At 64.8% G+C, this 13,700-nt stretch carries 15 protein-coding genes; 12 read left to right on the forward strand and 3 right to left on the reverse strand.

All coding sequences use genetic code 11. The annotated features are described in order from the left end of the window. Positions 1-17: 17 nt before the first annotated feature. From pcaD to pobA, 6 genes are read left to right on the forward strand one after another with little or no spacing between them, the layout of a single operon-like run. Entirely contained in the window at positions 18-827 is an 810-nt protein-coding gene (gene pcaD / locus EN808_RS14260) for a 3-oxoadipate enol-lactonase (RefSeq protein ID WP_135916155.1), read from the forward strand. Further along, positions 820-1,230, forward strand: a complete 411-nt coding sequence (gene pcaC / locus EN808_RS14265) for a 4-carboxymuconolactone decarboxylase (RefSeq protein WP_127277755.1) — start codon at positions 820-822, stop codon at positions 1,228-1,230. Before pcaD ends, pcaC begins: the two co-directional genes overlap by 8 nt. Continuing rightward, complete coding sequence (gene pcaH, locus EN808_RS14270) at positions 1,223-1,975, forward strand: protocatechuate 3,4-dioxygenase subunit beta (protein WP_135916157.1); 753 nt, start codon at positions 1,223-1,225, stop codon at positions 1,973-1,975. Before pcaC ends, pcaH begins: the two co-directional genes overlap by 8 nt. Next, positions 1,975-2,589, forward strand: coding sequence for a protocatechuate 3,4-dioxygenase subunit alpha (pcaG, locus tag EN808_RS14275; RefSeq protein WP_135916159.1), 615 nt, complete (start codon positions 1,975-1,977; stop codon positions 2,587-2,589). The genes pcaH and pcaG overlap by 1 nt, the downstream gene beginning before the upstream one ends. Before the next feature lie 15 nt (positions 2,590-2,604). Then, positions 2,605-3,657 (forward strand): 3-carboxy-cis,cis-muconate cycloisomerase, encoded by a 1,053-nt coding sequence (locus tag EN808_RS14280; RefSeq protein ID WP_135916161.1) that lies wholly within the window; start codon positions 2,605-2,607, stop codon positions 3,655-3,657. Continuing rightward, positions 3,657-4,829 carry a 4-hydroxybenzoate 3-monooxygenase gene (gene pobA / locus EN808_RS14285; RefSeq protein ID WP_135916163.1) on the forward strand — a complete coding sequence of 391 codons (1,173 nt, stop codon included), beginning with the start codon at positions 3,657-3,659 and terminating at the stop codon, positions 4,827-4,829. Before EN808_RS14280 ends, pobA begins: the two co-directional genes overlap by 1 nt. 6 nt (positions 4,830-4,835) lie before the next feature. Here the strand turns inward: pobA and EN808_RS14290 are convergent, their stop codons facing one another. The 3 genes from EN808_RS14290 to EN808_RS14300 are packed head-to-tail and all read right to left on the reverse strand — an operon-like array spanning position 4,836 to position 7,892. Then, positions 4,836-5,699: a carbohydrate ABC transporter permease gene (locus tag EN808_RS14290; protein ID WP_135916165.1), complete on the reverse strand. Its 864-nt coding sequence runs from the start codon at positions 5,697-5,699 to the stop codon at positions 4,836-4,838. Continuing rightward, positions 5,696-6,586 carry a sugar ABC transporter permease gene (locus tag EN808_RS14295; protein ID WP_127277761.1) on the reverse strand — a complete coding sequence of 297 codons (891 nt, stop codon included), beginning with the start codon at positions 6,584-6,586 and terminating at the stop codon, positions 5,696-5,698. Before EN808_RS14295 ends, EN808_RS14290 begins: the two co-directional genes overlap by 4 nt. Before the next feature lie 13 nt (positions 6,587-6,599). Continuing rightward, positions 6,600-7,892 carry an extracellular solute-binding protein gene (locus EN808_RS14300; protein ID WP_135916168.1) on the reverse strand — a complete coding sequence of 431 codons (1,293 nt, stop codon included), beginning with the start codon at positions 7,890-7,892 and terminating at the stop codon, positions 6,600-6,602. Between the two features lie 325 nt (positions 7,893-8,217). Here EN808_RS14300 and EN808_RS14305 point away from each other — a divergent pair, with 325 nt between their 5' ends. The 6 genes from EN808_RS14305 to EN808_RS14330 are packed head-to-tail and all read left to right on the forward strand — an operon-like array spanning position 8,218 to position 13,697. After that, positions 8,218-9,489 carry an extracellular solute-binding protein gene (locus EN808_RS14305; protein WP_135916170.1) on the forward strand — a complete coding sequence of 424 codons (1,272 nt, stop codon included), beginning with the start codon at positions 8,218-8,220 and terminating at the stop codon, positions 9,487-9,489. 48 nt (positions 9,490-9,537) lie between these two features. Further along, complete coding sequence (locus EN808_RS14310) at positions 9,538-10,470, forward strand: sugar ABC transporter permease (protein ID WP_135916172.1); 933 nt, start codon at positions 9,538-9,540, stop codon at positions 10,468-10,470. Next, positions 10,467-11,321 carry a carbohydrate ABC transporter permease gene (locus EN808_RS14315; RefSeq protein WP_135916175.1) on the forward strand — a complete coding sequence of 285 codons (855 nt, stop codon included), beginning with the start codon at positions 10,467-10,469 and terminating at the stop codon, positions 11,319-11,321. Before EN808_RS14310 ends, EN808_RS14315 begins: the two co-directional genes overlap by 4 nt. Continuing rightward, positions 11,318-12,058: a PIG-L family deacetylase gene (locus tag EN808_RS14320; protein ID WP_135881659.1), complete on the forward strand. Its 741-nt coding sequence runs from the start codon at positions 11,318-11,320 to the stop codon at positions 12,056-12,058. Before EN808_RS14315 ends, EN808_RS14320 begins: the two co-directional genes overlap by 4 nt. Next, positions 12,055-12,930, forward strand: coding sequence for an ROK family protein (locus EN808_RS14325; protein ID WP_135916177.1), 876 nt, complete (start codon positions 12,055-12,057; stop codon positions 12,928-12,930). The genes EN808_RS14320 and EN808_RS14325 overlap by 4 nt, the downstream gene beginning before the upstream one ends. Continuing rightward, positions 12,927-13,697 carry a GntR family transcriptional regulator gene (locus tag EN808_RS14330; protein ID WP_135881657.1) on the forward strand — a complete coding sequence of 257 codons (771 nt, stop codon included), beginning with the start codon at positions 12,927-12,929 and terminating at the stop codon, positions 13,695-13,697. Before EN808_RS14325 ends, EN808_RS14330 begins: the two co-directional genes overlap by 4 nt. Positions 13,698-13,700: the final 3 nt, after the last annotated feature.

Genomic DNA, 13,700 nt, shown 5'->3' on the forward strand with positions numbered 1-13,700 from the left:
GATGGAGGATTGAAATCGTGCCATTCGTCACCCTTGGCGGCATCACGCTGCATCACCGATATGTCGAGGCGAACGGCAGGACGCCACCGGTGGTGTTCATCAATTCGCTGGGCACCGACTTTCGCATCTGGGACGAAACTGTCTCGGCGCTTGAGGGGGAAATGCCCTTGCTGGTCTACGACAAGCGCGGCCACGGACTGTCCGACATCGGTGACATCAGGTCGATCGACGATCATGTCGACGATCTCTCGGCGCTCATCGATCATTTCGGGTTGGAGAAGGTCGTGCTGTGCGGCCTGTCGGTCGGTGGCATGATCGCGCAAGGGCTATATGCCAGGCGGCCCGAAATCGTCGAGGCCATGATCCTGTGTGACACGGCCCACAAGATCGGTACGACGGACAGCTGGAACACACGCATTGCGACGGTCGAAAGCAAGGGCATCCAGGCCGTTGCGGATGGCGTGCTCAAAGTGTGGTTCACTCCGACCTTCCATACCGCGCGGATGGCCGAGCTTGACGGCTATTGGAACATGATGACCCGGCAATCGCCTGCCGGCTATATCGGGACTTGCGTGGCGGTTCGCGACGCGGATTTCACCGACGTGGCATGCCGCATCGCCGTGCCGACGCTCTGTATCGCCGGCGACCAGGATGGCTCGACACCTCCCGATCTTGTCCGCTCGCTGGCGGCTCTTATCCCCGGTTCGCGCTTCGAGGTCATCCGCGACGCCGGGCACATTCCCTGCGTCGAACAACCCGAGGCGCTCACCGCGCTGATCCGCGATTTCATCGCATCGCTTGCCCCTGGAGCACAAACCCATGGATGAAGTCCCCGGCAACGCGACCAGATATCGCACCGGCCTTGCGGTGCGGCGCGCCGTGCTCGGCGATCCGCATGTCGATCGGGCCGAGGTCGCTGCCACCGATTTCGATCAGCCTTTCCAGGAACTTATCACCGAGGCTGCCTGGGGAACGGTGTGGGCCAGGCCAGGCTTCAGCAAGCGCGAACGCTCGATCGTCACGCTGGCGCTGCTGGCGGCACTCGGCCATGATGAAGAGGTCGCCTTGCATGTGCGTGCCACCGCCAACACCGGTGCGACGCGCGAGGATATTTGCGAGGCCTTCCTGCATGTCGCGATCTATGCCGGCGTGCCGGCGGCCAACCGCGCCTTCAGGATTGCCAAGGAGGTGTTTGCGGAAATGGACGCAGACAAGGCTGCCCATGGCTGAGCCCGGCTCCAACCGGACGCCGGAAACCGGCGCCTTCTTCCAGCGCGACCGCCAATGGCACCCGCCGGCGTTCACGCCGGGCTATAAGAGTTCTGTGCTGCGTTCTCCACAGAAGGCATTGCTGTCATTTGACAACACGCTGTCGGAACTGACCGGCCCGGTGTTTGGCCATGCCATGATCGGTGAACGCGACAACGACCTGATCCACAATTTCGCCAGGCCGGGCGAGAGCGCCATCGGCGAGCGCATCATCGTCCATGGGCGGGTGCTCGACGAGCGCGGCGTTGGCGTCCCCGGTGCGCTGCTCGAATTCTGGCAGGCCAATGCCGGCGGCCGCTATCGCCACAAGAAAGACGGCTATCTGGCGCCGCTCGATCCGAATTTCGGCGGATGCGGCCGCACCCTCACCGGCGAGGACGGCGCCTATGCCTTTCGCACTGTCAGGCCCGGTCCTTATCCCTGGCCGAATGGCCCGAACGATTGGCGGCCGGCGCACATCCATTTCTCGGTTTTCGGCCACGGCTTCGCGCAGCGGCTGATCACGCAGATGTATTTCGAGGGCGATCCGCTGATCTGGCGCTGTCCGATCGTCGGCGGCATTCGCGACAAGGCGGCCGTCGAAGCGCTGATTGCCGCGCTCGACATGCAATCGACAATCCCGATGGACGCGCTTGCCTACAAATTCGATATCGTGCTGCGCGGGCGCCGCTCGACGCTGTTCGAAAACAGACCGGAGGGCAATTGATGGCGCAGTCGCTCGACCGGCCGAAAGAGAGCCCTTCGCAGACCGCCGGACCCTATGTCCATATCGGGCTGACGCCGAATTTCTGCGGCATCGGCGGCGTCTATGAGGACGATCTTGGCTCGGCCATGGTCAATGAGCGGACCAAGGGCGAGCGCATCGAGCTGCGCATTCGCGTGCTCGACGGCACCGGCACGCCGTTGAAGGACGCGCTGATCGAGATCTGGCAGGCGGATGCCGACGGGCTCTACAATTCGTCCGCAGAGATGCGCGGTGCCGCCGATCCGAACGTCTTCGGCTGGGGCCGTTGCCCGACCGACATGGAAACCGGGCTCTGCTCGTTCGAGACCATCAAGCCCGGCCGCGTGCCGTTCCGCGACGGTCGCCTGATGGCGCCGCACATCACGCTCTGGATCGTCGCGCGCGGCATCAACCTCGGTCTGCATACACGGCTCTATTTTTCCGACGAGGAAGAGGCCAATGGCGAGGATCCGATCCTGGCGCGTATCGAGCACCGCGTTCGCGTGTCGACGCTGATCGCCGAGCGCCAGGGCGACGCCTATATCTTCGATATCCATCTCCAGGGGGAGAAGGAAACCGTCTTCTTCGACAGTTGATGGACGGAGCAGGACATGACCGTATCGCCCTTCGACCATCCGCTGCTTTCGGGCCTGCTCGGCGACGAGGAGGCGGCGCGGCATTTTTCGGTGGAAGCCGACATTGCCGCGATGCTGGATTTCGAACGTGCCTTGGCCGAAGCCGAGGCCGACCGCGGCATCATCCCCAGGGAGGCCGCGGCGGCGATCGTCAAGGCGATTGCCTCGTTCCGGCCGGATACCGGCAAGCTGCGCGCTGGGGTCACCAAGGATGGCGTCGTGGTGCCGGAGCTGGTGCGCCAGATCAAACTGGCCGTCGGCGAACCGCATGGCGGTTCGGTCCATTTCGGCGCCACCAGCCAGGACGTCATCGACACCAGCCTTGTGCTCCGGCTGAAATCCGTCGTCGAGCATCTCGGCCTGCTGCTGACCGAGACAATCATAAGGCTCGCGTCCCTGGAGGAGCGCTTCGGGGGTAGGGCGCTGACCGGGGTGACCCGCATGCAGCCGGCGATCCCGATCACCGTGGCGGATCGCGTGACGGCGTGGCGGGCGCCACTGCAGCGGCACCAGGAGAGGCTGTCGCAACAGTCGACGCGCCTGCTCGTCCTCCAGTTCGGCGGCGCCGCCGGCACTCTGGAAAAGCTTGGCGACAAGGGGCTGGCGGTGCGCGCCGCACTTGCCGCCAGGCTCGGCCTCGGCGATGCCTCGCAATGGCAGAGCCAGCGCGATGCGCTCGCCGATCTTGCCGGCCTGATGTCGCTGATAACGGGAAGTCTCGGCAAGTTCGGCCAGGACATCGCGCTGCTGGCGCAAGGCGGCACCGACATCGAGCTATCGGGCGGTGGCGGCTCGTCGGCGATGCCGCACAAGCAGAACCCGGTGAAGGCCGAAGCATTGGTGGCGCTTGCTCGTTTCAACGCCATGCAACTTTCCGGCATGCATCAGGCGCTGGTGCATGAGCAGGAGCGTTCGGGTTCCGCCTGGACGCTGGAATGGCTGCTGCTGCCGCAGATGGTCGTCGCGACGGCCGCATCCCTGCGCCTTGCCGCCGAACTGGCCGCGCAGGTCGAAAGCCTCGGCCACTGATGCGCACCCAGGTCGTCATCGTCGGCTCGGGACCGTCCGGCCTGCTGCTCGGCCAGTTGCTCGCCACCATCGGCGTCGAGACCGTCATCCTCGAGCGGTCGAGCCGCGAGCACGTGCTTGGCCGCGTGCGGGCCGGCGTGCTCGAACAGGGCACGGTCGACCTGCTTGGGGAGGCTGGTGCTGCTGAAAGGCTGTATGCCGAAGGCCTTCCGCACTCCGGCATCTCGCTTGCTTTCGACGGACGGCTGCACCGCATCGATCTCACTGCACTCACCGGTGGCAAGCATGTCACCGTCTATGGCCAGACCGAGGTGACACACGATTTGATGGACAAGCGCGAAGCGGCGGGACTGGTCACCGTCTATGAAGCAGCCGATGTCGCGCTGCACGATTTCGACGGTGCCGCGCCTTTCGTCACCTATGAGAGGGATGGCGTCAGCCATCGCATCGACTGCGACTTTATCGCCGGCTGTGACGGCTATCACGGTGTCTCCCGCAAATCGGCACCAGCGCGGGCGCTGAAAACCTTCGAGCGGCAATATCCGTTCGGCTGGCTGGGCGTGCTGGCGGAAGTGCCGCCGGCCGATCATGAACTGGTCTACGCCAATCATGAGCGAGGCTTCGCGCTGTGCTCGATGCGGTCGACGCACCGCAGCCGCTACTATGTGCAGTGCCCTCAGGACGACAGGGTCGAGGCATGGTCCGACGACCGCTTCTGGGACGAGCTGCGCCGCCGCTTGCCGGAGCGGACGGCAGCAGGCGTCACCACCGGACCGTCCTTCGAAAAGTCGATCGCGCCGCTGCGCTCCTTCGTCGCCGAACCCATGCGCTTCGGCCGGCTGTTCCTGGTCGGCGATGCAGCCCATATCGTGCCGCCGACCGGCGCCAAGGGTCTCAACCTCGCCGCCAGCGACGTGCGCTATCTCTTTGCCGGCTTGCGCGACTTCTACCGCGAGAAATCCATGGCCGGCATCGACGCCTATTCGCAAAAGGCATTGGCGCGGGTGTGGAAGGCGGTGCGCTTTTCCTGGTGGATGACGACGATGCTGCATCGCTTTCCCGATACCGGCGACTTCGGCCAGCGCATCCAGGAGGCCGAACTCGACTATCTCGTGCACTCGCGCGCAGCGTCGACCGCGCTTGCCGAGAACTACGTCGGCCTTCCTTACTGAGGACGGCTACCCCTTGATCGCCGAGCCGACGATGGAATCGACGAAGAAGCGCTGCAGGAAGACGAACAGGATGAGAGGCGGCAGCACGGCCAGTGTCGCGCCGGCCATCACCAGTCCGGTGTTGACCGCGCCCCTGTTGTAGCTCAACAGCCGGCTCAAGCTGATGACGATCGGATAGGCGTCGGCGTTGCCCTGCAGCACCGTCAGCGGCCACAGATAGCTGTTCCAGTGATAGACGAAGGCGAACAGCGCAAGTGCGGCGATCGCGGGCGCCACGCTCGGCGCCACGATCTTGAACAGGATCAAAAGTTCCGAGGCACCGTCCATGCGCGCGGCGTCGATGAGGTCGTCGGGCACCCCGGCGATGAACTGGCGCATCAGGAAAATGCCGAAGGCATTGGCGAGGTTGGGCACGATGATGCCGGCAAGGCTGGCATTGAGGCCGATCGAGCCGACAAGACGATAGAGCGGGATCAGCGTCACGATCGGCGGCAGGAACATGGTGGCGATCAGCACCGAAAACAAAAGCGAGCGGCCGGGGAAGTGGTATTTGGCGAAGGCGTAGCCGGCCATCATGCTGGTGACCAGCACGCCGCCCGTGGTGATCGAGGCGATCACCAGCGAGTTCCACATGGAGCGGCCGACATTGACCACACCCGAAACTTTTTCATAGGCCTCGAGGCTCGGCGCATGCGGTATCCAGACCGGTGGCACCTGCATGCTCTCGGCCGGCGTTTTCAGGCTCGACAGCACCATCCACACCAGCGGGAAGGCGGATGCGACGGCGGCCAGCAGCATCAGCGTCGCCAGCAGCGCCTTGCGGCCGGAGGGGCGTCCGCGCGGAAGCCAGCTCGACGATCCCGCGCTCATTCCTGGTTCTTCCGGTTGGCGAGTGCGAAGAGCGCACAGACAACGACGATCAGCGACAGCATCAGCATGACAGCCATGGCCGAGCCCAGTCCGCCCTGCGCGCGTTCGATGCCGACACGGCGGATGTGATAGGTCAAGACATTGGTCGAGCCGACCGGCCCGCCCTGTGTGATCAGCGCCACCGGCTCGAACACTTGCACCGCGTTGATGATGGCGATGACGGCGCTGAACAAAAGCGTGCGCCGCATCAGCGGCAAGGTGATGAAGCGGAACTGCTCGAATCGGTTGGCGCCGTCGAGCTTCGCCGCCTCGTAGAGGCTGCCCGGAATCTGCGTTAGCCCTGCGATTGCCAGCACGGTGAAATAGCCGACCTGCTGCCAGACGTTGAGGAAGACGATCGAGATCAGCGCCGAGCGCGGCGACGACAAGAAGGGCTGCGGTCCGACGCCGATCAGGCCGAGCATCTGGTTGAGCGGCCCCTCGCTCGGCGAATAGAGTTTCGACCAGACCAGCGCCACCGCGATCATCGGCACCATATAGGTGGAGAACAGCACCGTCCTCAGCGCCGTGCCGCCGGCGACATCGTGCTGGTAAACCATCAGGCCGAAAGCCACCGACAGCGGCAGGATCAGGACGACGGACAGTGCGGTATAAATGGCGGTGTTGGTCAGCGCGCCCTTGAAGTCGCGCCCGACCGAGGTCGGCCCGAAGATCTCGCGGAAATTGTCAAGGCCGATGAAGCTGGCGCTGGAAAACGGTGTCTGCGTCGACCAGTCCTGGAAGGACAGCCAGACGGTGAGCAGCATCGGCAGCAGGATGAAGATGCCGATCAGCGTCACGGCGGGCATAAGCATGATGCCCGCCGAGGCACGGTACCTCTGGATCATTACGGTCTGATCATTATTTGGCGGCGCGCTCCAGGATCGAGGTGGCGTCGGCCTGCGCCGTCGCCTGCGCATCCTTGGCCGAGACCTGGCCATACTGCAACGCCTCGATCGTCTGCTGCAGGGATTCCGAGAATTCCTGTCCGCCGGGCACCACCGGGAAGGGCTTTGCGCCGGCGAGCACGCTGACATAGCCGGACAGGAATTCCGAGCCGAGCTTGTCCTTGTGCGCCTCGATGTCGGAGGTGCGCGACGGCAGGATGCCCATCGACATCAGGATGTCGGACATGGCCGACGCGCCGTTCTTGCCGGACTTCGGATTGTTGAGCCAGGCCAGGAAATCCCATGCCGCCTTCTGCTCGGCCTGGCCCGCATTGGCGTTGACCACGGTCATCCAGGAATAGGAGATCGCATGCGGCTTGTCGCCGCTCGGGCCGACGGGGATGGGGGCCGTGGCGATGTCGGTGAACTTGTCGCCCATGCCGGTCTTCAGCGCACTCTCCCACCAGTTGGCCATGATGATCATGCCGGTCTTGCCGGAGACGAAATTGTCGAGGAACGGGCCGGTGGTGTTGGCGTCGGCGGTCGCCATGGCCGGCACGCTGGCGCCGGACTTGATGAGGTCTTCATAAAGCTGGAACGTCTCGCCGGCCTGCTTGCTGTCCAGCACCGGCTTGCCCTCCCTAACCAACTCGCCGCCATTGGAAACCAGCAGTGACGCGAAGGGATGGACGACGCCCGCGGCCCATGAATTGATCATGCCAAAACCCTGTTGGCCGGCGTCCTTGTTGGTCAGTTTCCGCGCCGCGTCCTTGAACTCGTCCCACGTCTTTGGCGGAGCGGCGATGCCGGCCTGCTTGAACAGCGCCTTGTTGTAGTTGAGCGCGTAGACGTCGATCTCGTTAGGTATGCCGTAGAGCTTGTCGCCGACCGAAGCGGCGCTGGCGACGCCCGCCGGCCAGGCGCCCTTGACCTCGCTCGCCACCGCATCGGGGGCAGGAGCGACGAGCTTGTCGCGGGCGAGTTCCGGCAGCCAGAGATCGTAGATGCCACCGATCGTCGGACCGTCCGCACCGCCGCCTTGGGAGCGAAGCGTGGTCAGGAGATCGCCGAAAGGAACGGCGCGCACGGTGACGCTGATGTCGGGATTGGTCTTGGCGTAATCCTTGGCCGCCGCTTCCAGCAGCGCCACCGTCTCGGGCGACCAGTGCGTCAGGTAGGAGATGTTGACCGATTGCGCCCAGCCGCTGGCGGGCAGGATGGCAAGACCCGCGGCCAGTGCCAGTTTCGACGTCCAGGCAAACGACATCCCTCATCCTCCACTTGAGCATAGCGATCACGATGACGTTATGACAACATGAAGCGATCGCGCAAGGCCCGTTTGCGAAAAAGCTGCATGCAGAAACTGGCGCCATCTTTCCATGGCCACCACAGTGAGATATTTAGTTATTGAAAAACAATAAGTTAATAGAATTTATTGAATCAGATTATTCGACGATGCCGTTCTGAGGGAAAATGACACCTCTTGCGAACAACGCTATGTCGTTATAATGACTTAGGCCGAGCGAATGACTCTCGCGCGGCATCGAAGTGTCGCGGGACGCCAAGGACAGAGAAAAACGGGAGAACTGGCAATGAGCATGCTTTTAATTCACCGGCGCGCCGCGCTAGGGCTAATCGGCGGCCTTGCCGCCGCCTGCGCGGGCATCTTCACGACCCTGCCGGCCAGGGCCGACAGCACGGTGACATTGTGGAGCTGGCGCACCGAGGACGAGGCGGCGATGCGCCGCATCTTCGACGCCTTCGAGGCCAAGAACCCCGGCATCAAGGTCAACATCCAGTTCACCCCGGATGCCGACTACCAGAACCGGCTGAGCACGGCGCTGCGCGGCGGCCGCGGGCCTGATATCGCCCAGCTCAAGGCCTATGGCGAGTTGCAGCCCTTCGTCGATGCCGGCTATCTCGACGTGCTCGACGACAGCGTGCCGGAATTGAAGAACATGCCGGACGCAGCCCTTGGTGGCGCGCGCGGCCGCACCGACGGCAAGGTCTACGGCGTGCCTTATTCGGTGCCGATGATGGGGGTGTTCTACAACCAGGATATCTTTGCCGCGCAAGGCATCGAGATCCCCAAGACCTACAAGGATTTCGTCGCCGCCTGCGAGAAGCTGAAGGCGGCCGGCATCACCCCGATCGCCACCGGCGGCGCCAATGGCTCCGCCTGGGAACTGGAGATCGGCGTCGGCGTCATCGGCCCGACCGTCTACGGCCCCGGCTTCTACGACGAGATGATGACCGGCAAGGCGACCTTCGAGGACCCCCGCTATGTCGCGGCACTGAAGCGCTTCGCCGAGCTGAAGCCCTATTTCCCCGACGGCTTCGCCGGCATCGACTACACCACGGCCACGCAGCAGTTCATCGGCGGCAAGGCGGCGATGTTCCTCGGCGGGTCCTTTGAGAACGGCAGTTTCAAGGCGCAGAATCCGAAGCTGAAATTCTCCATCTTCCCATTCCCAGCCGACGATGCCGGGACCAAGCTCTATACCTCGGCCTTCTCGGACGGCTCCTACGGTCTCGTCTCCGAGAGTCAGAACAAGGAGGCCGCCACCAAGGTGCTTGGCTTCATGGCCTCGGCCGAATTCGCCCAGCTGTTCGCAGACGAGCTCGGCTGGCCTCCGGCCCGCACCGATGTGACGGTGAAGGATCCTGTGCTGGCGCAGATGATGGAAATGTCGAAGAACTCGACACCCTATCTGACGCTGGTCGGCTTTCGCTGGCAGTCGCCGACGGCCTCCTCGGTCTTGCAGTCGGAGATCATCGACATGGTCGAAGGCAACATCGCACCCGAGAAGCTGGCCGCCGATATGCAGGCCGCCGTCGCCACCTGGTTTAAGCCGAAGCAGTGAGGAGCCGGGCCGGTCGCATCGCGGCCGGCCTCTCGCCGGACAGAACGTATGGCCAACCTTCACCGCACAAGCAGCCTGAAACGCACGCAGCAGCGCATGGCCGTGCTTTTCATCCTGCCGGCGCTGGCCGTCTATGCGCTCTTCGTCCTCTATCCCCTGGCGATGTCGCTGTGGGGCAGCTTCTTCATCTGGAAGGGGCTGCGCATGGTCGAGTTTGCCGGTTTGTCGAATTTCTCGCGGCTGTTCGTCTTCCCGAGCGGCGCGCGGCTCTACGGCGCGCTCTGGCACAACACCGCCTGGTTCTTCGGCATCATGGTCTTCCAGAACGGCATCGGTCTTTTGTTCGCCTGGCTGCTGTTCCTGCGCGACAGGGGCGCGGCCTTCTTCCAGTCGGTGTTTTTCTTTCCGGCGGTGCTGAGCCCGGTCATCGTCGGTGCGCTGTGGCGGCTGCTCCTGGCGCCCGGCGGCGTCGTCGAATGGGCGCTGAACGGGCTTCGCCTGCATGAGGGCAGCCTCACCGTGCTCGGCAACAGCCACACGGCCCTCGGAATGCTGATCGCCGTCGACGCCTGGAACTGGATGGGCTTGCCGGTGCTGATCTACACGGCCGGCCTGCGGCAGATTTCCGGCCAGATCTTCGAGGCGGCCAAGCTCGACGGCGCCGGCAATGCACGCATGCTGTTTTCGATCGCGCTGCCGCTTTTGATGCCGGCGCTCGGCACGCTGACGACGCTGTCGTTTATCAACACCTTCAACCAGTTCGACATCGTCTATGTTATGCAGGGCGTGCAGGGCAATCCGAGCTACGCGACCGACACGCTGGTGACCTATTTCTACCGGCTGGCCTTTGGCGCCGAGGGCGCTGTCGGTATCACGGATATCGGGCTGGCGCTGGCCTTGGGCACCGTACTGTTCCTGATCCTCAGCATCGGCACGCTTCTGATGCTGCGCTTCTTCGATCGCCGCACGGTGCAGCTATGAGCGCGCTGGCGATCCCGCACAGGACCTTCTCGCCGAGACTGGCGCGGCTGCCCGGCTGGACGGTGCTGGTCTGCTGGACGGCCGCGGTTCTGCTGCCGCTCTACATCCTCGTCGTCTCCTGCTTCAAGACGACCGCCGAGATCTATGACAATCGGCTCGGCCTGCCGCAAAGCTGGGCCTTCGACAATTTCGTCCGGGCGTGGACGCGCGCCGATCTCGGCCACAATTTCATCAACAGCCTGATCGTCACCGGCGGCGCGGTCATTCTCACCATCGTCGTCTCGGCGATGGCCGCCTATCCGCTCAGCCGCTACCGGCTCGGCTGGAACGCCATCATGCTCGGCCTGTTCCTGTCGGGCGTCATGCTGCCGATCAGGCTGGCCTCGGTCGAACTGTTCACCTTGATGCGCAATCTCGGCCTGCTCGATTCGCTGACCGGGCTGATCCTCGTCTATTCGGCGATCCGCATTCCCTTCGCCGTCTTCATCTTCGCCAACTTCATGCGCGTGTTGCCCTCCGAACTCGACGAGGCGGCGCGCATGGATGGCGCCGGCGAGGTCCGCATCCTGTTCCAGATTATCCTGCCGATGGTGAAGCCGGCGGTGTCGATCGTCGCCATCTTCACGGCGATTGCCGTGTGGAACGACTTCTTCTTCCCGCTGATCTTCATCTTCGACGACCGCTACAAGACCGTGCCGCTGGCGATCAGCGTCTTCGTCGGCCAGTTCCGCACCGACTGGGGCCTGGTCTTCGCCTCGCTGGCGATCTCCATGGCGCCCATCCTGATCATGTATTGTCTGCTCGCCCGCCAGATTCGCGAAGGCGTCGGCGCCGGGGGAGGCATGAAATGATCGAAGACAGGATCTACGCCGCAAGCTCCATCCTGGTCGTCGGCGCGCACGCCTTCGATGCCGAGGTGATCGCTGGGCCGCTGGCCGCCGCCGCCGTTAAACGCGGTGCTTCGGTGACCTTCCTGCACCTGACCATGGGCGAGCAGGGGCATCCCTGCCTCATCCCCGCGCATTATTGCGTGCAGAAGGAAGAGGAAGCGGGCAGGGCCGCCGAGCGGCTTGGTGTCAAGGTGCGCAGCCTCGGCCTGCGCGACGCCTTCCTGCCGTCGGACGACGAGACGGCGCTCGAGGTATGCGACATCATTCGCGAACTCAAACCCGAGATCGTCATCACTCATTGGCACGGCAGCTGGCACAAGGACCATCGCGCCGCCGCGCATCTGACGCAAACCGGCATCTTCTACGCCGCCCTGCCGACGGTAGCCAGCGACAACCCGGCGCACACGCCGCAACTGCTCCTGTTCGGCGAGAACTGGGAGGATGATGACGGTTTTCGGCCCGAACATCTCGTCGATGTCAGCGACGGCTTCGAGGACTGGAGCGAGGCGGTCAAGGAGTACGAGTTGGCGCGGGGCCTGAGCAGCTTTCCCTATGTCGATTACTACAGCGCGCTCTACCGGTTGCGCGGCTGCCTGCGCGGTACGCGTTACGCACAAGCCTTCGCGGCGGCGTCGCATTCGTGGAATGCCGGCAGCGGCCTGTTCGCGCCGCCGTTCGGCAAGGGGCCCGGCCGATGACGCGGGTTCTGGCCATCGATCTCGGCGGCACCAATCTGCGCGCCGCCGTCTTCACCGGCGATGTCGGCGCGCTGGACATGCCGAGCCGCGAGCCGGCTCCGGCAAGCCTTGATGCGTTCGTCGCCCGCATCCAGGCGCTGCGCGCTGGAGCCGGGGCGGTCGAGGCGCTCGGCATCGCGGTGCCCGGGCTCGTCGAAGGTGTCGTCTGCCGCTGGATCCCGAACCTGCCGTTTCTCGACGGCGTCGACGTCCAGGCCCTGTTTCCAGGCCTGCCCGTGGCGCTCGGCAACGACGCGCAGATCGCGCTGCTGGCGGAAGCCGTCGAGGGTGCGGCAAAAGGCATGTCGGATGCGATCCTGCTCGCCATCGGCACCGGCATCGGCTCGGCGGTGCTGGCCAACGGCCGCATCGTTGCCGGCGCGCATGGCGGCGCCTGCTCGTTCGGCTGGGCTTGCGCCGACATCAAGGATCATGGCGAGGAGCGCAGCGGCTGGCTGGAGCGCGTCGCCTCGGGCCGGGCGCTCGATGCGCTTGCCGGCCAGATCGGCCTCACCGATGGCCGCCAACTGATCGCCGCCGCTCAGGCAGGCGAACTCGCAGCGCAGACCTTGCTGGAAGTGCCGGCGCGGCGGCTCGGCACGGCGCTGGCCGGGGCCGTGGCGCTTCTCGATCCGCAGGCGGTTCTGATTTCGGGGGGACTGGCCGAGGCGCTGGAGGTGATGCGGCCGCCGCTGCTTGCCGCGCTGCGGCGTCAGTTGCCGGCGCATCTGCGTGGCATCGATGTCCGGCCCGGCCGGTTCGGTCCGGGTGCCGGTCTTGTCGGCGCGGCGCTGGCTGGTCGCGCCGGGAAAGAGTGGAGACAGGTGCGATGAGCGAAGCGAGCTTTCAGCAGCCGGACCGCAGACGCCCGGAGCCGCTCTGGTATCAGGTCGAGGAGGCTATCCGCGCCATCGTCAAGAGCGGCGAATGGGCGACCGGCGACCAGATCCCGGCGGAAGACCGGCTGTGCGCTCTGTTTGGCGTCAGCCGCATCACCTTGCGCCATGCTCTGCGCAATCTGGAGGAAGGCGGGCTGCTGCGGCGCGAGCATGGCCGCGGCACGTTCGTGCGCTCGACCACGCTGGTGGCCGGTACGCGCGAGCTGACCAGCTTCACCCAGGAAATGGGCAATATGGGCGTGGTCGCCGGCTCGCGCCTGCTCGATTGCAGCCTGACGACGGCCAATGCTGCGGCGGCCGGAGCGCTGGAGATCGAGGAAGGCGATCCGGTGGTGCGCATCCGGCGTCTCCGGTTGGGCAACAACGAGCCGATCGGCATCCAGACGGCGCAGCTTTCGGCGGCGCGCGTGCCGGGCTTCCTCGACGCCGGCCTGCTGCAAGGCTCGCTCTACGAAGCGCTCGAGCGTCACTACGGCATCGTGCCGGTGGCCGCGCGGGAAAACTACCGCGTCGGTGCCGTTGGCGCGGCGGACGCCGACCTGCTCGATCTGCCCGCCGGCAGCCCCGCCTTCATCGTCGAACGCATCACCACCGACGAGCGCGGCCCGTTCGAATTCACCGTCTCCATCATGCGCGGCGACCGCTACGAAATCCGCTCGACGCTGCGCGCCGGGCGCGTCCCGTCGAACCCGCGAAGCTGATCC

It is taken from the genome of Mesorhizobium sp. M8A.F.Ca.ET.165.01.1.1 (genome assembly GCF_004792065.1).
Lineage (GTDB): Bacteria > Pseudomonadota > Alphaproteobacteria > Rhizobiales > Rhizobiaceae > Mesorhizobium.

Excerpts from the sequence above, each read along its gene's own strand:
- EN808_RS14330 (WP_135881657.1), top strand. The coding sequence starts at position 12,927 with ATGAGCGAAGCGAGCTTTCAGCAGCCGGACCGCAGACGCCCGGAGCCG.
- pcaH (WP_135916157.1), top strand. The coding sequence starts at position 1,223 with ATGGCTGAGCCCGGCTCCAACCGGACGCCGGAAACCGGCGCCTTCTTC.
- EN808_RS14305 (WP_135916170.1), top strand. The coding sequence starts at position 8,218 with ATGAGCATGCTTTTAATTCACCGGCGCGCCGCGCTAGGGCTAATCGGC.
- EN808_RS14315 (WP_135916175.1), top strand. The coding sequence starts at position 10,467 with ATGAGCGCGCTGGCGATCCCGCACAGGACCTTCTCGCCGAGACTGGCG.
- EN808_RS14295 (WP_127277761.1), bottom strand. The coding sequence starts at position 6,586 with ATGATCCAGAGGTACCGTGCCTCGGCGGGCATCATGCTTATGCCCGCC.
- EN808_RS14320 (WP_135881659.1), top strand. The coding sequence starts at position 11,318 with ATGATCGAAGACAGGATCTACGCCGCAAGCTCCATCCTGGTCGTCGGC.
- EN808_RS14290 (WP_135916165.1), bottom strand. The coding sequence starts at position 5,699 with ATGAGCGCGGGATCGTCGAGCTGGCTTCCGCGCGGACGCCCCTCCGGC.
- pobA (WP_135916163.1), top strand. The coding sequence starts at position 3,657 with ATGCGCACCCAGGTCGTCATCGTCGGCTCGGGACCGTCCGGCCTGCTG.
- pcaC (WP_127277755.1), top strand. The coding sequence starts at position 820 with ATGGATGAAGTCCCCGGCAACGCGACCAGATATCGCACCGGCCTTGCG.
- EN808_RS14310 (WP_135916172.1), top strand. The coding sequence starts at position 9,538 with ATGGCCAACCTTCACCGCACAAGCAGCCTGAAACGCACGCAGCAGCGC.
- pcaG (WP_135916159.1), top strand. The coding sequence starts at position 1,975 with ATGGCGCAGTCGCTCGACCGGCCGAAAGAGAGCCCTTCGCAGACCGCC.
- EN808_RS14280 (WP_135916161.1), top strand. The coding sequence starts at position 2,605 with ATGACCGTATCGCCCTTCGACCATCCGCTGCTTTCGGGCCTGCTCGGC.
- EN808_RS14325 (WP_135916177.1), top strand. The coding sequence starts at position 12,055 with ATGACGCGGGTTCTGGCCATCGATCTCGGCGGCACCAATCTGCGCGCC.
- EN808_RS14300 (WP_135916168.1), bottom strand. The coding sequence starts at position 7,892 with ATGTCGTTTGCCTGGACGTCGAAACTGGCACTGGCCGCGGGTCTTGCC.